The 21,917-nt window shown below is 41.9% G+C and carries 16 protein-coding genes; 10 read left to right on the forward strand and 6 right to left on the reverse strand.

The window, feature by feature from the left end:
- Positions 1 to 33 precede the first annotated feature (33 nt).
- From E0E36_RS20740 to E0E36_RS20750, 3 genes are all read right to left on the reverse strand, one after another.
- Positions 34 to 1,848, reverse strand: coding sequence for an alpha-L-fucosidase (locus E0E36_RS20740; RefSeq protein WP_013666128.1), 1,815 nt, complete (start codon positions 1,846 to 1,848; stop codon positions 34 to 36).
- Positions 1,849 to 1,933: 85 nt separating this feature from the next.
- A complete protein-coding gene (locus E0E36_RS20745; protein ID WP_130857584.1) occupies positions 1,934 to 2,146 on the reverse strand; it encodes a hypothetical protein in 213 nt (70 codons plus the stop codon).
- A 310-nt stretch (positions 2,147 to 2,456) separates the two neighbouring features.
- A complete protein-coding gene (locus tag E0E36_RS20750; protein WP_130857585.1) occupies positions 2,457 to 2,894 on the reverse strand; it encodes an Hsp20/alpha crystallin family protein in 438 nt (145 codons plus the stop codon).
- Between the two features lie 359 nt (positions 2,895 to 3,253).
- On the opposite strand from E0E36_RS20750, the gene E0E36_RS20755 reads away from it, so the two are divergent.
- Genes E0E36_RS20755 through E0E36_RS20800 form a run of 10 tightly spaced genes read left to right on the forward strand, consistent with a single transcriptional unit; the run spans position 3,254 to position 17,945 of the window.
- Positions 3,254 to 6,331 (forward strand): SusC/RagA family TonB-linked outer membrane protein, encoded by a 3,078-nt coding sequence (locus E0E36_RS20755; RefSeq protein WP_130857586.1) that lies wholly within the window; start codon positions 3,254 to 3,256, stop codon positions 6,329 to 6,331.
- Positions 6,332 to 6,335: 4 nt separating this feature from the next.
- Complete coding sequence (locus E0E36_RS20760) at positions 6,336 to 7,808, forward strand: RagB/SusD family nutrient uptake outer membrane protein (RefSeq protein WP_130857587.1); 1,473 nt, start codon at positions 6,336 to 6,338, stop codon at positions 7,806 to 7,808.
- Between the two features lie 16 nt (positions 7,809 to 7,824).
- A complete protein-coding gene (locus E0E36_RS20765; protein WP_130857588.1) occupies positions 7,825 to 9,078 on the forward strand; it encodes an Nramp family divalent metal transporter in 1,254 nt (417 codons plus the stop codon).
- Position 9,079: 1 nt separating this feature from the next.
- The gene (locus E0E36_RS20770; protein WP_242627351.1) at positions 9,080 to 10,102 is read left to right on the forward strand and encodes an NAD-dependent epimerase/dehydratase family protein; all 1,023 of its coding nucleotides are present in this window, start codon (positions 9,080 to 9,082) and stop codon (positions 10,100 to 10,102) included.
- Complete coding sequence (locus E0E36_RS20775) at positions 10,044 to 11,201, forward strand: dihydrodipicolinate synthase family protein (RefSeq protein WP_207303795.1); 1,158 nt, start codon at positions 10,044 to 10,046, stop codon at positions 11,199 to 11,201. Before E0E36_RS20770 ends, E0E36_RS20775 begins: the two co-directional genes overlap by 59 nt.
- Positions 11,188 to 12,477 (forward strand): enolase C-terminal domain-like protein, encoded by a 1,290-nt coding sequence (locus E0E36_RS20780; RefSeq protein ID WP_130857589.1) that lies wholly within the window; start codon positions 11,188 to 11,190, stop codon positions 12,475 to 12,477. Before E0E36_RS20775 ends, E0E36_RS20780 begins: the two co-directional genes overlap by 14 nt.
- Before the next feature lie 52 nt (positions 12,478 to 12,529).
- Positions 12,530 to 13,909 carry a Gfo/Idh/MocA family protein gene (locus tag E0E36_RS20785; RefSeq protein WP_130857590.1) on the forward strand — a complete coding sequence of 460 codons (1,380 nt, stop codon included), beginning with the start codon at positions 12,530 to 12,532 and terminating at the stop codon, positions 13,907 to 13,909.
- Between the two features lie 26 nt (positions 13,910 to 13,935).
- Positions 13,936 to 14,709 carry an SGNH/GDSL hydrolase family protein gene (locus E0E36_RS20790; RefSeq protein WP_130857591.1) on the forward strand — a complete coding sequence of 258 codons (774 nt, stop codon included), beginning with the start codon at positions 13,936 to 13,938 and terminating at the stop codon, positions 14,707 to 14,709.
- Positions 14,710 to 14,725: 16 nt separating this feature from the next.
- Entirely contained in the window at positions 14,726 to 16,228 is a 1,503-nt protein-coding gene (locus E0E36_RS20795; RefSeq protein ID WP_130857592.1) for a PQQ-dependent sugar dehydrogenase, read from the forward strand.
- A 13-nt stretch (positions 16,229 to 16,241) separates the two neighbouring features.
- Entirely contained in the window at positions 16,242 to 17,945 is a 1,704-nt protein-coding gene (locus E0E36_RS20800; RefSeq protein WP_130857695.1) for a GMC oxidoreductase, read from the forward strand.
- 25 nt (positions 17,946 to 17,970) lie between these two features.
- Here E0E36_RS20800 and nagA read toward each other — a convergent pair whose 3' ends face one another.
- From nagA to E0E36_RS20815, 3 genes are read right to left on the reverse strand one after another with little or no spacing between them, the layout of a single operon-like run.
- On the reverse strand, positions 17,971 to 19,161 hold the full coding sequence (gene nagA / locus E0E36_RS20805; RefSeq protein WP_130857593.1) for an N-acetylglucosamine-6-phosphate deacetylase: 1,191 nt from the start codon (positions 19,159 to 19,161) through the stop codon (positions 17,971 to 17,973).
- A 31-nt stretch (positions 19,162 to 19,192) separates the two neighbouring features.
- Positions 19,193 to 20,500: a sugar MFS transporter gene (locus tag E0E36_RS20810; RefSeq protein WP_013666113.1), complete on the reverse strand. Its 1,308-nt coding sequence runs from the start codon at positions 20,498 to 20,500 to the stop codon at positions 19,193 to 19,195.
- Positions 20,501 to 20,556: 56 nt separating this feature from the next.
- On the reverse strand, positions 20,557 to 21,915 hold the full coding sequence (locus tag E0E36_RS20815) for a Gfo/Idh/MocA family protein (protein WP_130857594.1): 1,359 nt from the start codon (positions 21,913 to 21,915) through the stop codon (positions 20,557 to 20,559).
- Positions 21,916 to 21,917: the final 2 nt, after the last annotated feature.

The raw sequence follows: 21,917 nt of genomic DNA on the forward strand, positions 1-21,917 counted from the left end.
TTTAGGGGTACAAAATGGTTTTTGTCATCTTCTTTAATCTATCGGTTTTATTATCACAGCCTTTAGTTTAAATAATTCGCTTTTACCGCTTAAGGGCCTTATATCCAAAGTATACCGTCCCGGTTTATTTATTGAAATCGTTGCCACGTCATGCCGAACGAAGAGCAATGGTGCTTTTTTATCAAAACTACCCGTGTGTAAAGTTCTAAAGTAAAAGTTTTGTCCATTGATTGATAATGTTCCCTCCTGATTAGCGCTTTCGGGCTCACAGGCATATTCGAGCGTAATCCGGTAGTTGCCGGATTCCATTAATTGCGTGTCAAATTCGATTATATCTTTTTCCCTATCAGCCATTCCGACCACACAGTTGGTATGTTTCCAATCACCATAGTAATGACTGTAGGTTAAGCTTTCGATACGGGCATTGCCCGTCGTTTTTGCAAAGGCTGCTTTTATCTCATTTTCGTCAAACTGGTTGGAAATGGTGATGGGCGCGTTCTTGTTATAGGTAGGCGCTTCTCCCGCATATTCCAATACAAATACAGTATTTTTCGCATCAGATAAAGTTATGGGTAAGTCGATCCAAATAGCGTCTCCCCTTTTATGCCATTTTACAGGCTGCCCATCAGCCAAAGCGTATACCTTTTGCACCTGCATATTGGCATTTGGAATCAGCAGCTTCCCGCTACGGGGTCGGGTCCAAACATGTAAGTATTGCTTTCCTGGTTTTGATGTCGTTACACCCCAGGGTTGTTGAGGAATCAAGCCCTGTGTAGTGCCATAAATACTTTCGCCATTAACCTGTAACCATCGCCCTGTTTCCCGTAAAAACTGAGCTGAATAAGCTGGAATACGACCTGAACCATCAGGACCCACGTTCAGCATGAGATTCCCCCCTTTAGATGCAGCTTCGGCCAATAATCGAATAATCGTTTCGGGTGTCTTAAAATTCATATCATGCTTCATGTAACCCCAGGAGTCGTTATGGGTATAAATTGATTCCCAAGCACCATTAATGGGCATGGCAGGCATTTCAGAGTCGCCATAATCCCGATAATCACCCAAACCATGTCCGACTCGGCTACTGAATAAACTTTTCGGTTGCAGCAACCGTAAACTATCGATAAACTGCTGCGTTTGCTCTTTACTCAAACCACCAGGCGTGTCAAACCAAACGATACTTAAATCCCCATAATTAGACATCAGCTCTTTTAGCTGCGGAATCGCCTTTTGCCGATAATACTTTTGGTAGTCCTTTTTAGATTCATCAAAATCCCAGGTATTTTTACCCCCATTTGGATTATGCCAATCCTGAAATTGCGAGTAGTAAAAGCCAAAATGCATGCCCCGTTTACGAACCGCATCAGCCAATAATTTCATTGGATCTTGTTTAAAAGGCGTTGCATCTACAATATCAAAGGTACTGACCTTAGAATCATACATGGCAAAGCCTTCATGGTGTTTTGCCGTAATAACCACATATTTGATTCCTGCATCTTTAGCTAGTTGTGCCCACTCATCCGCATTAAATCGGGAGGGATTAAAAGTTGCAGCAGTGGCTTCATACTCCCTCACAGGAATCTTTGCTTGATTCATAATCCACTCGCCACTCCCATAATATCGTTTCCCTTTCCACTCTCCTCCTAAATGCGAGTAAAGCCCCCAATGGATAAATAAACCGAATTTAGCATCTTTAAACCACTGGATGTTGGCGTGCTCTTTACCGCTCGAACGGCTTTCCCACATTTCATCCATGGTTTGTGCATGTGCGGTCATTCCGAACAGAAATACACAAATTACTATACACCGTTGATATTTGCGACTATATAGTGTAGTCCAATTTTTCATTTTTAAATGAATTTATTAACTTATAATTTATAATTTCTCATTCAAATACGAATCTTTCGTAAATAAATGTAAATAAAGCAACCGGCTATTCAGTTGGCCACTTCTTCGCGTTAAATAATGTGGGATTCGTACCATCTTTGACCATAACAATCCAGTCATCTTTTTCAGCAGCAAAAATCAATAAATCGCCCCGTTTAATTTTTTCCTTTTTACCATTTCGATAGATAACAATCGCCTGTCCCGGCCAGGGGGGGACTGCGCTTTCACTAAATCCGTATGAACGAACAAAACAAACCAAATGTGAGCCGCAACAATCCTATTTATCATGTTTATTTACTTTAAAAATAAAGGACACCTCTTCCAATTAATACCGCTTCAATATTTTGTTCAACCGGTCTGCCAAAGCGGAGTCTAACAAACTGATATGTTCGCTATTAAAATGGAATCAAAAGCCTTTAAAGATGTTTAATAGGGGATTAAAAGTTTACAATTGAAGCAAATAAACACTTAAAAAAAGAAAAAAAAGAGGAATTTATGATCGATTATGGGGTAAAAATTGGTTAAATACCACAAGGTATAAAAAAGCCACCTGTCGGTGGCTATAGAAATCAAGAAATATTAATTAATCTGGGTCCCTTTCGTTTAGCCTCCTCTTTTTTGGGAATCGTTAATTTCAATAGGCCATTTTCGTATTTTGCTTCAATTTTATCTTCATCCACTACATCTTTAGGAAAATTGAAGCTCCGTTGAAACGATCGATAACTAAACTCTTTACGCGCATATCCGTCATCCCTTTTTTCATCTTCATATTCCTTGCTTGAAGAGATGGTTAACAGATTACCGTCGAGCTCAATTTTAAAATCATCCTTATTCATTCCCGGCGCTGCCATTTCCACCTCATAATTGTCCGCCGTTTCTTTGATATTTACCGAAGGGACGGTAGCGTTCGGTGAAAAATTGCCGCTGTCCCAATTCATTAAATCCCTGTTAAAAAAGTCGTCAAACAGGGAAGGAAAACCACTTCTACTTCTTCTAATAAGTGACATCACAACCTCCTTTTTTATAGTTTACTCGTTAACCTTATGCAAGTCAATAAAAAAACAAGTAGAAAAATGGAAAGTTTCAAAGAATTCTATTCTAAATAGATTATTGTAGACCGACTCCGTAAAGTATCAGTTATCCTCTGAGCTTTGTTACTTTAAAAATTTACAAAATATTTGATAAGTAAATTTTAAATTTCTATCTTCGGGTACGTAACCGAAATTATAAACTCTTTCTGCGGGACTATATTGCTCATTAGACTATTACTTATGAATAATTGCTTGCGATATTAACGTGTACGTACACATTACAGATTTAAACCTGTAGGTGTAGGTCGAAAGTGGTGCTTATTAAAACTTAAATTATGGAGAAAAAGACAAATCACCTAACATCAAAAATCTTGGCTTTTTTGTTAATGGCCTGTTCCACCATCGGCGAACTGGCTGCCCAGACCATTCGTATGCAGGGAAAAGTAGTCGATGAAAAAAATGCACCCTTGGCCGGTGTATCCGTTCGGGACACCGTTAACCGTACGGGCGTTACTACCGACCTTGACGGCCATTTCAGTATCATGACGAATAGTGGATCTACGTTAACCTTCTCGTTGATAGGTTACCTCAGTCAAAACCATAAAGTGAATGGAAGGCAACACTTAACCATTACGTTAAAAGAAGACATTTCCGCATTGGACGAAGTGGTGGTTATCGGTTACGGAACAATGAAAAAATCCTCGGTCACAGCGGCCGTGTCAAAACTGGAAAATAAAAATCTCGACCAGATTCCCTTAGCTAGACCCGAAGCCGCTCTCCAGGGTAGGCTAGCGGGCGTTAACGTATCGCAAACGCGCAGTGCTCCCGGTTCGGCGCCGCTGATACGTATCCGTGGTGGTTCAGGGTCCATTGATGCAGGCAATAGTCCTTTAGTGGTAGTCGACGGTTTCCCCGGCGGCTCGTTTGCCAATGTCAATATGAATGATGTGGAGTCGATCGAAGTACTTAAAGATGCTTCTTCTGCTGCCATTTATGGATCGAGAGGTGCGGGAGGAGTAATTATTATTACTACGAAACGTGGAAAAACGGGAAAGCCGGTGCTTAACATCAATGCAAATGGCGGTGTTTCGACAGCCATGGGACACGATGATTGGCTGGATAAAGATGAATATTACGCTTACGCTGTTAGATACCAAAACCGGGAATTTAATTATGTTGGTGGAGATACCAGTATTCCCGTTTGGGGAGACAATCGACGCCCTCCTCAATATCAGGTTAGCGATGCGCTAAGAAACAATGCCAATACCAATTGGCAAGATGCCCTCTTATCCCCTGCCCCTTTCCAGAACTACGATCTATCAGTAAGTGGTGGTACCGAAAACGTAAAATACTATGCATCAGCCATTATAAAAGATGTGCAAGGAACATTGAAAAACACCTGGTTTAAAAGTTACGGTGCGCGAGCAAATGTGGATGTAAAGGTAAACGATCGCGTGAATATGGGGCTGATGCTTAATCCCAATTATACACGTAATCGCTTATCCCCCCATGCGATGATCGACTTGGTCAAATATCCGCCATTTGTGCCAGTTCAAAACCCAGATGGCTCCTATCCAAAAGCGCGTGATTATTGGGGGCTCGTCGTATCCGGCCAAACGAATCCCATGGCATTTATGGAAGGTTCTTTCTACTTTGACGATGCCATGACCACCATAGGCGAAATGTATGCCAGTATCGATCTTGCCAAAGGGCTCAAAATAAAATCTTCCATAGGAACCACCATAAGTTATTCTTCTTCCGATCGGTTCCGAAGCACTTGGGGTTCAACCAATGGCATATCCATTGGTACAGCTAGTGACTCCAGAACCATTAACTTACTGAATGAAAACGTATTAAGTTATAATAAGGATTTTAATAATCATCACTTCGATGCGATTCTGGGAGCATCTTATCAAAGAGCAACCTCCAGATCATCGGCTATGGGGGCCGTACCCGGGTCATTCAATAATGACATTATCCATACCTTAAATAATGCGATTATCGATCCCGCCCAAACCAGGACGTCTAAAACAGAATGGGGACTCGTTTCCTATTTCTCTCGCGTTCATTATGCTTATAAAGACAAATACCTATTATCCGCTTCCATGCGAACGGACGCTTCATCGCGTTTTGGACCAAATAATAAATGGGGATGGTTTCCTTCGGCATCCCTTGCTTGGCGAGTTTCGCAAGAGGAATTTATGAAAAGTCTCTCTGCCATAAGTGATTTAAAGCTACGTGCAAGTTACGGTTCGACCGGAAATTTTAATATTGGCAATTTTGACTATCTAGGCCAAATCGGGAACACTTATTATTCGCCAAACAATGAGCTTTCCAATGCACAGGTACAAACTACCCTGGGTAATCCGTCACTCAGCTGGGAGAAAACGCAGGAATATGATTTCGGTATTGATTTGGGCTTATGGGCAAACCGACTTAATCTTACCGTGGATTATTACCAAAAAACCACCTCTAATTTGTTGTACAATGTATCTATTCCTGCGATTACCGGCTTTACAAGCTGGCTTACGAATATTGGAAAAATCCGCAATCAAGGGATCGAACTGGAATTGACTTCTCGAAATTTTCAAGGAGGATCTTTTTCGTGGTCGACCTCCTTCAATCTTGCTCATAATAAGAACAAGGTTATTGATCTGGGTGGGCTTTCCGAGCGCTTATATACGGATCGTTTTGGTATGAGCTGGCTGCTGCGACTGGGAGAACCCATGTTTTCTTATTATGGTTATCAAGCCATAGGTGTTTTACAAAATCAGGAAGAAGTAGCTAATACCCCCGTTCTTTCAGGATCCAAACCCGGAAATCCGAAATATCAAGATGTCAATGATGACGGGCGCATTAACCCCGAAGACCGGGTGATATTAGGTAGTTATATGCCGAAAACTATTTTGGGTTTGGTGAACGATTTCTCATGGAAAAATTTTGATCTCAGCATTGCCATTCAAGCTTCATTGGGTGCTAAGATCTATAACTTCGAGAACCAATATTACCAAGGCAATGTCTTAGGTGCAATGCGCCGCTCCTTAGTAGAAGGGCAGTGGTGGTCGGAACAGGAGCCGGGCGACGGAAAGATGCCTGCAGCGGCGTTAAGTCAATTGGAATTTCAGGCGAATTCCAGTATCTATATCGAAAATGCCTCTTTTCTTGCCGTTCGCAACGTAAACTTCGGTTATACTTTTTCCGAACACCTTGCGAACAAACTAAAAATGAAAAAATTTCGGCTCTACACTTCCATCAACAACCTTTTTATGATTACCGATAAAAATTTTCACGGCTATAACCCGGAAGGTTATACAGCTGGGGAAATCGACGGAATCAATAGTACTCCTGGTTATAATAGTGGTTCAGAACCTGTTAATCGAATTTTCACATTAGGCCTAAATGTTAATTTCTAGTCACATGAAGAAGATTTTCTATACGCTATGTTCTCTTGCATTTTTGCTAAGCGGATGCCACGACAGTCTACTAAACCCTGTTCCTGAATCGGTGTTAACTGAAAAAAACTATTACAATACCGCCAATGATATTGATCTAGCTGTATTAGGTATCTATAATAGATTACAAACAAGAAAACCAACCGATTATCAAATTTTAGAAGTACCAACTGATAACTTATATCTATCGGCGAATACCTTAATCGAAGGGACTCCCGAAATGGATATGTTATCTGTGAATGCTACGAATCCTTTAATCGCTGCTTTTTGGGAAACAACCTATAACGGTATTTTCCGTACAAATGCAGTACTAACTAACTTGGATAAACCGACAGACTATGCTTCAGGTGAAAAAGAACAATTTGAAGGAGAAGCCAAATTTATGCGTGCGCTATTTTATTTTGATCTGGTTAGGCTATTTGGCGACGTGCCCAAAGTTACCGGCATACTGTCTGTTGAAGAAGCAGCTAGTATCGGTAGAAGTGCCGAAGACGAAATTTTCGCCTTGATTATAGAAGACCTTGAACGAGCGATTGAAATACTTCCCCTGAAAAACGCTATTGAGAATGGAAGAGCAAATAAAGCGGCGGCCATCGCTTTACTGATAAAGGTTCATGTTTACCAACAAAATTGGGATCTTGCTAAAGCGCAATTGGATCGTTTCTTTAAGGAAGCAGGCTCTTCTTTTAGCTTGGTAAGTGATTTTAGCTCCTTATGGAAGATTGCATCAGAAAACAATACGGAAGTACTATTTTCATTGAACTACATTGACGGCTCGAATGGCCATAATTTATCCACGGCATTTCTGCCGAATTCAGGCGTTATTGGCATTGCCTCGCGCGGAAATGAAATTGCATTGCCTTCCTGGAGCCTACACAAGAATTATGTGGAGGGCGATAGGCGCAAAAGCCCAACCATTACGGAATGGTGGATTCCGCCAAACACACCTAATGTACCTCCTATTTGGTATCCCTATGTCAATAAATACGCCGTGCCACATACCCAAGGGCAATCAGGACTCGATTTACCGATTTTGCGTTATGCCGATATTCTACTCCTGCAGGCCGAAGTGCTATATCATCTTGGGCAACAACAAGAAGCATTGAATGCACTTAATAAAATACGAGAACGGGCCTTTGGAAATAGCGATCACAACTACACAACTGCATCAATTACAAATGAGCAAGACTTTTTCCATGTGTTATTTCTGGAACGGCAGCTCGAATTTGCGTACGAAAATGAGCGATGGTTTGACCTGGTTCGATCTGGAAAATTTGAAGAAGTTATGAAACAAGAAGAGCGATTATTTAATCACGCAAACCAAACACCCGTAAAAGTTACACTTAAGCCACAAGCCTATATGAAGCGTTTTCCCATTCCTCAACGTCAGATTGATCAATCGGCAGCAGGTATTTTGGTACAAAACGAAGGATATTAATTATAGACATAATAAAATGCCAAATCAAGAAATAATCTCCAATTCTACATCTTACCACAAGCCACGTACCCAATATTTCAAGCATTGGTTTGCCTCTTTAGGTCCCGGAGTTATTACAGCAGCGCTTGTATTCGGTCCGAGCAAAATGACAATTACCTCTAAACTAGGTGCAGATTATGGTTTCTCTTTATTATGGATTGTGGTTTTAGCCATTTTTTTTATGGCGATCTTCACTCATATGGGTGCGCGGATCGGCATCGCTGCACAGGAATCGCTATTGGGTGTGATCCGTAAAAAATGGGGTAAAATTTCCGCTATAATTATCGGTTTAGGGCTATTTTTAGTAGCGACGTCCTTCCAAGCCGGAAATGCCATCGGCGTAGGGATTTCCATTGCTGAAATCAATAATAGTTCTATTCCTATATGGATTATACTTTTTAACATCATTGGAATCGTGCTGTTATTTTTTCGCGGTTTTTATAAAATATTGGAAAGGTTGATGATTCTATTGATTGCGTTAATGCTCTTTTCGTTTATCGTCACTTTGTTCTTTGTTAAGCCTTCTGTTGAGGACATTATTACGGGATTCGTTCCTTCCCTCCCCGCGGGATCAATCGGTCTCGTTATCGCATTTTTTGCTTCGTGCTTCTCTATTGTTGGTGCATTTTACCAATCTTATTTAGTGCAGGAACGTAAAAAAAACACATTGGCTACGGACGGCCATCGAAATGGAAGTATGACAGGCATTATTATGCTGGGACTAATGAGCGCTATGGTCATGATCTGTGCAGCGGCCGTTTTGCATGCGGAAAAATTACCCGTGAATAATGCTTCGGACATGGCGCGGGCACTTGAGCCGTTATTTGGAAGATACGCATCCAGCTTATTTTTGATGGGACTTTTTGGCGCTTCCTTCTCCTCCTTAATTGGAAACGCGACGCTTGGTGGCACTCTGATAGCAGACGCATTTGGCTTTGATTATCAGTTGGATGCCAAAGCAGTACGTTTTTTTATCGCCTTGGTTATGCTTTTTGGAAGTGCCATTGCCATTGTTTTTGGGAAGCTTCCTTTGGAGCTTATTGTATTTGCTCAAAGTGTAACCATATTCCTCGTGCCCTTCATTGGCATCGCTATGTTTGTTATATCGAATGATACCCACATTATGGGGACGCTTGTCAATACAAAACCTACCAATTTTTTCGCCTCTATAGGTTTGATTGTCTTAATTATGCTGGCTATCAGCAATGCCAATGAATTATTCTTAAAATAAAATGATGATGCAGAATTTAGAATTATTAGAACAAAAGCTATACGAGCCTTCAGCTTCCTTAATCGCAGATATGTCTCAAATAGATGGTGACATTATGATCTTGGGTGCTGGTGGAAAAATGGGACCAAGTATGGCAAAAGCGGCGCATGTAGCCTCCAAACTTGCCGGTAAAGACCGACGAGTGATTGCAGTATCCCGATTTTCAGATGGGGAAAGCAGGGATTTGCTTCAAGCAAGCGGCGTCGAAACCATTACGGCGGACCTCTTAAACGAAGATCACTTACAGTCACTTCCGGACGTTGAGCATATTATTTACCTCGTAGGACAGAAATTCGGAACGACGGGCAAAGAACCGTTTACCTGGATCATGAACACCTATTTACCAGGTAGAATAGCCGAGCGCTTCAAAAATTCGCGTATGGTTATATTCTCTACCGGAAATGTCTACCCCTTATCATTGGTAACTGCAGGAGGATGCTCAGAAGAGCAAAGTCCGGAACCTATTGGGGAATATGGACAATCGTGCCTCGGACGGGAGCGGATCTTCCAATTCTTTGCTGAGAAATATCAAATTCCCACCTTGATTTATCGCCTCAATTATGCTATTGATTTACGATACGGTGTTCTACTGGAAATTGCCAAAGCAGTGATGGAAGACAAACCTATTGATCTTCGTATGGGGAATGTAAATGTCATCTGGCAAGGAGATGCCAATGAGATTGCGTTGAGATCTTTGCTCCACTGTACCGTACCCGCTAAAATTTTAAACGTCACGGGGCCGGAAACTGTTTCTATTCAATGGTTAGCGAACCAATTCGGTAATTTATTAAACAAAACTCCCCGTTTTATTAACGAAACTCAGCCAACTGCCCTTCTTAGCAATGCATCAGCGGCCCATCAGTTATTCGGTTATCCGAAAGTAACCTTAAGGCAAATGATCGAGATCACCGCTAATTGGTTAAATCATGGCGGAAAAACCATCGAAAAGCCGACGCATTTTCAAGAAAGACAAGGCCGATTTTAAGACCAAACAACATTATCACATGAGCTTTCAATATTTATCAGCTGAGAAGAAATCGCTTTTACAAACGGGTACCGTTATTCCTGCGCATCCACTAGCGCTGAACGCCGATAGGACTCTAAATGAATTCTATCAACGTCAATTGACGCGCTATTATATAGCATCCGGCGCAGGTGGAATAGCCATAGGCGTCCATAGCACGCAATTTGCAATACGATCACCCCATGTCAATTTATATGAAAAAGTGCTAGCTATTGCTGCGGACGAAATTGAGCGTAATCGTCCCCCTTATCCTTTTTTAAAAATTGCCGGGATCTGTGGCCGCACCGAACAGGCCATTAAAGAAGCGCAGTTAGCCAATAAATATGGTTACGATTTAGGCTTATTGAGTCTTGGCGGACTAAACGAATGGAGTGAAGATCAAATCCTGTTGCATGCAAAAGAGGTGGCGGAAATAATTCCTATTATCGGCTTTTATTTGCAACCAAGCGTGGGTGGCCGCATATTTAGCTATGATTTTTGGGCAAAATTTGCCGAAATAAAGCATCTCGAGGCCATTAAGGTTGCCCCATTCAATCGTTATCAAACCCTGGATGTCGTGCGCGCGCTATGTCATTCAAGCCGTAAAGATGACATTGCGTTATACACGGGTAACGACGATAATATTGTCGCCGATTTATTAACCACCTACGCTTTTCCCATCAATGGCAAGCTAGTTACCAAAGAATTTGTTGGCGGATTGCTGGGACACTGGGCCGTTTTTACAAGCAAAGCGGTGGCTCTACTGGAAGAAATAAAAACGTGTAAACGAACCAACTTTACCGGTGTTCAGGCATTACTTACCAAAGGTGTGCAAGTAACAGACATGAATGCGGTAATATTCGATTCAGCCCATCAATTTAAAGGTTGTATCCCGGGAATACACGAAGTACTACGAAGACAGGGCCTTTTACCCGGTCGTTGGTGCTTGGATCCTGAAGAAGACCTTTCAGCCGGACAAATGGAAGAAATTGATCGCATTTTTAATGCCTATCCGGATTTAGTGGATCACACATTTCTCCAAGATTTCTTAATTAAAGATTTGTCAAATGGAAAAAGATAGAACGATACAAATTATTGAAACCGATAGTGCTTTTGAAATTGAGAAGCTGATTCGTCCCTTTGGCTTTAAGGGGGCTTACCTCACCGAATTATGGCAAATTGTCACCAAACTAAGAGCTTCTTCCAGTTTAGAAAGTATCGGCCTGTCTAATCAAAGTATTTTATATGGAGACGCCGATTTATTTGTTAAGTATGGCGAAACAAAAGGTAATGCTTTGATGTATGCATTGACTAATAGCACTTTAAATCTGATTAAGGAAACGCCTTTTACTCATCCCATTTCTTTACAGGAGAAAATATTCCCTGATTTGATTTCAAATGGAAAATCCATCACGAACAAAGCCGATCTGCATATTAATTTTATACTAAACTCTTATGTGGGCATTGACCATGCAGCTTGGCTATTATTTGCTGCCGAACATGGTCTAGAAACTTTCGATGCGCTTATTCCGGCACCGTATCAGTCGGCACTATCCAGTAAAAGTGATCGGCTGGCAGTCATGTTCCAAATTCCTTATGGTATGCCCTTGGAACAGATTAAAGAAGCCGCCCAATCGGGTTATTTTGTTTTCAAAATCAAAACCGGTTATCCAGGCGATCAACAAACGATGTTACAACATGATCAAGAACGGTTAACACAAATTCATCAGGCACTTCAAGCTTATCGAACTCCCCATACCAAGGACGGTAAAGTACTTTATACCATGGATGCCAATGGACGATACGAAAAAAAAGAAACGTTTTTAAAGTATTTGCAACATGCTGAATCTATTGGCGCTGCCAAGCAAATATTATTGTACGAAGAACCGCTTATGGAATCAAATGAAGAAGACATTTCCGATGTGCCCATACGGATTGGTGCTGACGAAAGCGTTCATGATGAACAGGGGGCAATTGTTGCTATACAGAAAGGATATCGGGCTATTATACTAAAAGGAATTGCAAAAACGCTTAGCATGTCGATAAAAATCGCAAAAGCTGCTTGGGAAAAAGGAATCCCCTGTGCTTGTTCTGATTTAACGGTTAATCCTATTCTGGTAGACTGGCATAAAAATCTAGCGTGTAGGGTGCTTCCTTTCCCTGATATCGGCATGGGGCTGATCGAGACCAATGGTGATGTGAATTATATTAATTGGGAAAAGATGTGCACTTATCATCCTAAGAATAACGCGAACTGGACGAAAATCAAGCAGGGCGTGTTTTATTTAAATGAAGATTTCTATGCAACAAGTGGTGGTATTTTTGAAAGCGCTGAACATTATAGTTCTCTGCTTTAAACGCACGCTTTATGTATACATCTCATTAAACGTTCAAATAACAACTTGACATATGGAAAAGCAAACATCCAGAAGATCTTTCCTAAAAGACACAGCTACCTTAGCAACCGTAGCCGGGTTGATGAATCTATCAATCCCCTCGCTGGCTAATACCAAAAAAGTAAAAATGGGCTTTATTGGCGTTGGAAATAGAGGGACACAATTACTGCGTAGCTTTATGAAGCAAGCAAATTGTGAAGTTGTAGCCCTGTGCGATATTTATGAACCCTACTTAACCCGAGATGATAGTCGAGTTAATCAGCGATTTAAAGAAGAGAATGGGGCAAGAATACCGCAAATGGGCGAACAATTCCCTATGCAGGTGAAACGCTATAAAAATTATAAGGATCTATTGGCAGACAAAAATGTGGATGCTGTATGTATTGCTACACCGGATCATTGGCATGCCCTGCAAACCATCGACGCGATCAAAGCAGGAAAAGATGTTTATATTGAAAAGCCCTTAGGTATGACGGTTTATGAAGGACAGAAAATGCTGGAGGCCCAAAGGCAGAGCGATCGTATTGTCAGTGTTGGTCTGCATCGGAGAGCCTCTATCGTACATCAAAAAGCGGCTGAGATTGTGCAATCGGGTCGCTTGGGAAAAATTACCTTAACACGTTCCTACACCTTTAATAATTTATTCCCCCGAGGCATCGGGAAGCAAAAACCGGAAATCCCACCATCCGATTTTGACTGGGATTTATGGCTTGGTCCCCGGGCCTATCGGCCCTACCAATATAATATTGCACCCTATAAATTTAGGTGGTGGAGCGACTATTCGAGTCAAATGGCCAATTGGGGTGTGCATTATGCAGACTTGATGCGTTGGATGTTAGGGGAAACCGCCCCCATCGCCGTCTCAGCCATGGGAGGTAATTTTGTTGTTGATGACGACCGTACCATTCCGGATACCATGCAAATCTGCTTTGAGTTATCAAAAGGCACATTAGCTGTCTTAGGTATTTACGAAGGATCAAGTGGCAAACCTTTTCCTTATGGCGAACTGGAATTCAGAGGTACGAATGGAACGATGTACGTTAGTGATCGGGGTTATCGAATTTACCATACTACCGAAGGACAATTTCAGAAATGGGATCATTACCTAGAAGATGAGTCATTTGACTTAACACAAGCAAATCTTCCGAAAGGGTATTCATTAGATATTACCGAAAACATGGTAAGCGATTTTCTACATAGTGTACAAACAAGAAAGGAGCCTTGTTGTCCACTACAGGAAGGGCATTACTCTACGGTATTTGCACATTTGGCTAATATCGCATTGGAAAAGAAGCAACAATTAACCTGGGATCCGCAAAAGGAAGTCTTCACGAATCACGAAGAAGCGAATAAATACCTGCACTACGCTTATAGGAAACCCTATCATCTTTAAGTTTATACTCATCAACCATCGCGATCATGAAAAAAGAAATTACAGCTTCCCGACGTTCATTCCTAAAGAAAGCATCACTTAGTTTACTTACGACACTGCCGATAGCCGATGCCTTATGCAAAGCTAACCAATTAATCGATAATTCCTCCAGCATTCAGCTTCAAAGAGATGATATCATACTTTTTCAGGGAGATTCGATTACCGATGCCGGAAGAAAAAGAAATGATCATTCGATGAATAATCCCCTGGCACTCGGTTCGGGATATGCATTCTTGGTTACTTCTCAACTTCAATTTGATCATCCTGATAAACCAATGGTCTTTTACAACCGCGGTATAAGTGGCAATAAGGTGTATCAGTTAGCTGAAAGGTGGGAAGAAGACTGCCTAAAATTAAAACCAAACGTATTAAGCATATTGGTTGGTGTTAATGATTTCTGGCATACAAAAACCAAAGGCTACCAAGGAACCACTCGCGACTTCCGCCAATCCTATGAGCAACTTTTGAAAGCAACTAAAGCCCGCTTACCGCAAGTCAAGTTAATTATCGGCGAGCCATGGTATCAGCCTGGCTTCAAAGGAAGTCCGTATGAGGCACTGCATCCTGAGTTTGCCAGCTACCAATCAATTGTCAAAGAATTAGCACAACAATTTAAGGCTGCTTTTATACCCTATCAAGCGATATTTAATGAGGCGCGTAAGATTGCTCCTGATAATCATTGGTCATGGGATGGTGTTCATCCGACGGTAGCAGGTGCCTGGCTAATTGCGCATTCCTGGCAAAAAGCTATCGAAATTTAAATTATGAACAGATAAGATGAAAAAAAAATGCATTGCGTGGCTACTCATTATTTACGGTATATTTCTTTTTTTTACCTGTAAGCATACAGATAAACAAGAGGAAGAAGCACCTATTTTCCTGCTGGATTCAACCTATGTAAGTGTAAATATTGTAGCGAGTCACTTAGATGTACCGTGGGAAATTACCAGCGGACCCGACGATGAAATTTGGTTTACAGAGCAATCAGGAAAAGTTAACAAGATAGATGCTAAATCAGGTCATATCAAAACACTTCTTACGCTACCGAACCTTTACCGTGAACGGACCGCTGGATTATTGGGAATGGTAACACATCCAAATATGTCCGAAACTCCTTATGTTTTTATTGCCTATTCTGCGCGTAAAAGTGATCAAGTTCATGTTTCAAGGGTGGTTCGCTACACCTATGAAACAGATACATTGGTTCACCCCTTAACGATATTGGAATATCCGGCATGGAAAGGCCATTTTGGGGCCCGAGTAGCTATAGCTCCGGACGGTAAATTGATCATAGCCACGGGCGACGGCGCACAAAATGAGAATGCGCAAAATTTAGCCTCTCCAAATGGGAAGATACTGCGCTTTAATATAGATGGAAGCATTCCTTCAGATAACCCGTTTCCAAACAACGCAGTATGGGCTTGGGGTTTACGAAACCCACAGGGACTTGTTTTTAGTCCCAAGGGGATCTTATATAATTCCGACCATGGTGATGCCACAGACGATGAGGTCAATATTATCCAAAGGGGTGGCAACTATGGCTGGCCTAAAATAGCCGGATACGTCGACAGCCAAGAAGAACGATTATTTGCCCAGGATTCTATATTAGCACCGCCCTTACATGCTTGGACACCGACCATCGCACCCGCAGGTTTAGCTTATTACGCATCAGCTGAAATTCCCGAATGGAAAAATACATTGCTATTGGCAACCCTAAAGGGTAATAGCCTATATGCGCTTCCGTTAAACAAAGAAGGGACGAAGGCCGATACGGTTTATCATTTTTTTGAACGCACCTTCGGTCGCATCCGCGCCGTATACGCGTCCCCTGACGGAACAGTGTATATGGCCACCAGTAATCGTGATTGGAATCCCAATGGATTTGCAGAAGAAAATGATGATCGCATTTTACAAATCAAGAAAGTAGACAAAAGCATATCAACTGCCAACCTTGTATTAAAAGCAAAAATCGCAAGTAATACTAAAGAGATGCGAAGTGAGGGAGAAATACTCTATACGAATTACTGCGCCTCATGCCATAAACCCAATGGTCGTGGTCTTACGGGGACCTACCCTTCGCTTCTGCATAACAAAGTAGTTGAAGGAGAAACAGCCGAATTCATTCGCTTGATATTACACGGAAAAAATGAAATGCCGAGCTTTTCCTTTCTTAATGACAAGGATTTAGCGATTGTATTAAGTTATGTACGAAAGAAGTTTGCGTCTAAAGGAAAGCAAATAAGCAAAGACGATATTAAAAAGGAGAGAGTGAACCATTAACATGGATACACGTATGGATACAGGAGAATACACATTCGATGCCATCGTAATAGGCTCCGGTATAAGCGGAGGCTGGGCAGCCAAGGAACTTTGTGAAAAAGGACTAAAGACATTGGTAATAGAAAGGGGGCGGATGGTTAAACACGTAAAGGATTATCCAACGGCTATGCTGGATCCGTGGCAATTTAAGCACCATAATAACAAGACGCGACAAATGGTTGAAGATAATCCGATTATCAGCAAACATTATGCTTTTGATGAGTCGACCGAACATTTTTACATTCGTGACGACCTCCACCCTTACATTCAAGAAAAGCCATTTGATTGGATTAGAGGTTATCAGGTGGGCGGTAAATCTTTGTTATGGGCAAGGCAAACGCAGCGCTGGAGCGATTACGAATTTGAGGCGCCCAAACGGGATGGTTTTGCAACGGATTGGCCTATTCGGTACGCTGACCTTGCGCCTTGGTACAGTTATGTCGAAAAATTTATTGGCGTTTCGGGCAATAGAGACGGCTTGGAGAACTTGCCTGACAGCGAGGTCCTTCCGCCTTTCGAAATGAATGCAGTGGAACTGCATATTAAGGATAAAATTAAACAAGAATTTCCGGATCGACCCGTAATTATAGGACGATGTGCCCATATTACAAAACCGGAAGACATCCATCTACGACAGGGAAGAGCAACCTGTATGGCCCGATCACTTTGTCAAAGGGGGTGTCCATTCGGTGCCTATTTCAGCTCCAATGCCTCTACCCTTCCCTGGGCTGAGAAAACGGGAAATTTGACCATCCAGCCAAATACCGTTGTCCATTCCATTATTTACGACGAAAAGTTGGGAAGAGCTACCGGCGTAAGAACCGTTGATACGATTACGAAGAAGGAAACGATCTATAATGCCCATATAATATTTGTGAATGGATCTACCTTGAACAGCAATCTTATTTTATTGAATTCCAAATCAAGTAAATTCCCGAAAGGTTTAGGAAATCTTAATAGTCTCATGGGTAGGTATATCGCCTTCCATAACTACCGAGGAAGAATAACGGCGACGATGGAGGGCTTTGAAGACCGTTATTATTATGGTAGAAGGCCAACACAGGTTTTTATGCCCTCTTTTAGAAACGTTTACCAACAGGAAACTGATTTTTTAAGAGGCTATATGATTGCCTTCAATGCCAGTCGATCAAGTTGGAATAAGTCGGCAAATGGGATTGGTCAGCACTTAAAAGATAGCCTCACCGAAGCTGGCCAATGGACGATATCTATGATGATGCAGGGAGAAACGGTGCCGATTTACGACAATCATATTCGATTAAGTACAACAACGAAAGATCAGTGGGGTGTACCATTGTTAATCACTTCCATTGATTATACAGAAAATGATGAAAAGTTGATGCGCGACTTTCTGCGAGAGGGTGCTGCTATGTTAGAAAAAGCTGGCTGTAAAAATATAAAGACAGCAGACCAAAAAGAGGTTGGTAATCGCAATCCGGGACTTGAAGTGCATGAAATGGGAGGTGTACGCATGGGGAACGACCCGGACACATCCTTGTTAAATAAATGGAATCAATTACATCATTGCAAAAACGTATTCGTTACGGACGGTGCCTGTATGACTTCCACAGGCAATCAAAATCCATCATTGACTTATATGGCGCTTACCGCACGTGCCGCTAATTATGCTGTTGAAGAATGGCAAAAAGGCAATCTTTGATCGCCTTTTTGTTAAACAAGATAGATTAGGTTCTTTCGTAAAGAACCACGCCGTTAACAAGGGTATAATGAATATTAAAATCGGCATCAAAAATTACCAGGTCTGCATCTTTCCCTACGCTGATCGACCCCTTTCGATCCAACACATTCATAATGCGTGCAGGTGTATAGCTTAACATTTTTACCGCTTCCACTAAAGGTACCTCCGCTACGTTCACCATGGTTCGGAGTAAACGATCAGCAGTTGCGACGCTACCTGCGAATGAACTTCTATCCGGCAACTTAGCCACATCATCTTCAACAATAACCGCTAAACCATTTTCTTTACTACCTAAAATACTAGGGCCGGGAGGCATAGCAGCTCCACGCATTGCATCCGTGATCAAAGCAATCCTGTCGGGACCCTTAATCTTGTAAACTAATTTCAACAAAGGTGCGGGAAGATGTACACCGTCGGCGATGATCTCGACATCCATTTCATCAATCAGAAAGGCAGCTTCTATTACACCTGCATAGCGAAAGGCATTCTTCCGTGTCACACTTGACATTGCAGAGTATAGATGGGTCGCCAAGGTGTATCCATTTTCAAAGGCTTCCACTACCTCTTCATAAATCGCATCTGTATGGGCAACCGATGGAATAATATTATGTTGCCGAAGATAACGGCCGAATTCGATGGCTCCTTTTCTTTCAGGTGCGGCACTCCAGCGGACGATCGCATTAGATGATTGCACAATTTCGCGATACTCATCGGGATCAGGATCTCGAATGTACCGCGGATCTTGGGCTCCCCGCTGATTCATCGAAAAATAAGGGCCTTCAATATGTAAACCTAAAAATGCCGCACCACGTTTATTTTTGAGATGTGCTTCTTCATAAACCTTCAATGTATTCAGGAGATTTGCCTTATCACTTGTCAAGCTTGTCGCAACCATCGCCGTCGTACCAAATTTCACGTGCGTTTCTGCTACTTTGAGAAAGGCTTCTACTTCACCGTCCATAAAATCTGCACCACCACCACCATGAATATGCAAGTCGATAAACCCTGGCGAAAGATATTTGCCTTTTGCATCTATATGAATCGCATTCGGTATTTCTATATCTTCCTCCAATATATCCGCAATTTTCCCATTTTTAATAAGCACAATCGCTTGGTCTATCACTCGTTGCGGGCTAATCAATTTTGCACTATAAATTTTTATTGTTTTTTCTGTCATATAAAATTATGCCGATACACCGGCCTTTAAGTTAAAACCACTTTCTAATTTTATGTCCATATGCTGCGTAATAAATAAGATATAAATAACAAGGAAATAAGACCCAATAAGCCATTCGAAGATTAAAAGCATCGGCAAAATAACCGTAAGCTAAGGGCAAAATAGCGTTACCACAGAGGCCCATAATCAATAAAGAACCGCCTAATTTAGTGAATCGCCCTAATCCATCGAGTGCCAATGGCCATATCCCGGCCCATATCAAGGAATTGCCGAAGCCTAATAGCACGACAAACCATATCGATATGTCGGTATGATGGCCTAATATAGACACATTTCCCCGAGCAAAAATTATTAAGAGTGTTAAGGCAGCTCCAAGAAGGGTGCAAATGCGTAATGCATTCACCTGGCTGATCCACCGGGGAATACAGATAATGCCTAAGCAATAACCACAGATGGTGACAAATAAGGTATAAGATGGGAAAACTTTCGCCTCCAACAAGGGAATATCCATAGAGCCTGCATAATTAATGATCGTATCTATTGCAATTACCTGCGTGCCGACATGGATAAATATAGCCACAGCGCCCAAAATTAGATGCGGAAATTGAAAAATGCTATGTTTATCACTATTCGCCGCTGCTACCTGCTCATCCTCTTCTTCCGTATTGATTTCAGGAAGTGGCGAGTACCGCACGCCCAAACCAATTAAAACAAGCGTTATTCCAAGAACCGTGTACGGGGCAATAACCCTTCGTATCAGCTCATCCAGCTCTTGCGCTCGTTCGGCAACTCCCATATGTGTTAACTGTTCAAATAAGGCCTGATCTGTTGGTTTCAAAATAACGGCAGCAAATAAAATCGGCGCTAATATTCCGGCGCCTTTGTTACAAATCCCCATGATACTGATGCGTTGAGCGGCCCGTTCTTTTGGCCCCAAGATCGTGATGTAAGGATTCGCTGCCGTTTGCAAAATGGCCAGGCCGATACCGATCGTAAATAAGCCTAACAAGAAGATGCCATAGGTTCTACTGAGGGCTGCAGGCACAAATATCAGCGCTCCCAAAGCCATCGCAAAAAAGCCGACCATCATGCCTTTTTTGAAACCCAGGGCTTTCAATAAATAGGAAGCGGGTACCGACATGACAAAATAGGCGATGTAAAACGCGAAGGCTACTAAATATGATTGAAAATGCGTAAGCTCGCAGGCAATCTTAAAATAAGGAATAAGGATCGCATTTACCCAGGAAACGAAACCAAATATAAAAAACATTAAACCAATAATCAGAATGGAAATCGTGGTATCTTTCTTGGTCAACGTACTTACAGTTACTGTTTTCATTGTTTGTCTTTATAATCTTTCTGCAATAGGCAATATATCTGCCGGTCCTTAAATATTTAATCCAGCGTAGGCTCCCAGCCTGCTTCATAGCTTCGTTTCCAGAATTGAAGCGCTTCTTCATTCGCTAAAATATGCCCATTGGTAGGGTCCGTTTTTAACAGGCCACCTGCACGCTGCGCGATATTTCCCAGTTGCACCAGCAGGGTACTTTTGTGTCCACTTACTATATCTGCATTTAAATCCGTTCCCTTCTTTATTGCATCAAAAAAATTCTGAATGTGCAGTGCATCGAGAGCCTGCGAAGGATTTGTAAGATTTCTCGTATCGATTTCCTTGCTGTTTTTTACTTCCTTTACTAACTTATTCTGAAGATCATAAACGGCATAACCATTATCACCATTGATTTGTAAAGCACCATTTTCACCATAAAAAATGACACCCACGCTTGCTCCTTCTATGGTGCGTCCATTACAGCTCCTTCCCTCCCATGTAATGGTACCTTGTTCGCCAAATTCCAAGGCTATCACTTGCGTGTCAGGCGTTTCCCAATCGTCTTGATAACGATATCTTCCTCCAGCGGAAGTCACTTTGGTTGGATAATCAACTTTCAGTCCCCAACGCGCCAAATCAACCATATGCGTACCATTATTTAGTGCTTCTCCGGTACCCCAGTGCCAAAACCAATGCCAATTATAGTGCAATATATTGTCCTTATATTCTTTCCGAGGTGCCGGGCCCTGCCAAAGATCAAAATTCAGCCATTCGGGTACGGCAACTTTCTTACCGATACCAATCGAGGGTCGATTATTGGTATACCAAGTTTTTGCAAAATAAGGTTTTCCGATAATGCCGTTATGTAAGTCTGAAATTCCCGCAGCTACATTTGGCCACGATCGGCGTTGATTCCCCATCTGAACCACATTTTTATACTTTTCCGCAACTTTCACCAATAATTCACCCTCGTATGGATTATGGCTACATGGCTTTTCCAAATACACATGTTTTCCTGCTTTAGAAGCTAAAATAGCAGCAGGCGCATGCCAATGATCGGGTGTTGCAATGACCATCGCATCTACCTCTTTCCGATCTAAAACCTTTCGGAAATCTCCTTGACTTTTCGGCTCTCGGGATTGGTTTTTAGCTACTTGACTGATACACTTAGCCGCTGCCCTTCGATCAACATCGCAGATGTAAACTACTTCACAATTTGGTTGACTAGAAAAATTGTTTGCTAATGCCAGCCCTCTTGCATTTACCCCCATCATCGCGACATGGACCTTCTCATTTGCACCTACGATATTCGCATAACTCTTCGCAGAAAAGCCTGGCAAGATGCCGCCAAAGGTAATAGCCGAGGTTCCGATTGCGGCCGACTTCAGGAAAGATCGGCGGGATTTGTTGAATTGATTCATCATAA

Source organism: Olivibacter jilunii (assembly GCF_900607235.1).
Taxonomy (GTDB): domain Bacteria; phylum Bacteroidota; class Bacteroidia; order Sphingobacteriales; family Sphingobacteriaceae; genus Olivibacter; species Olivibacter oleidegradans.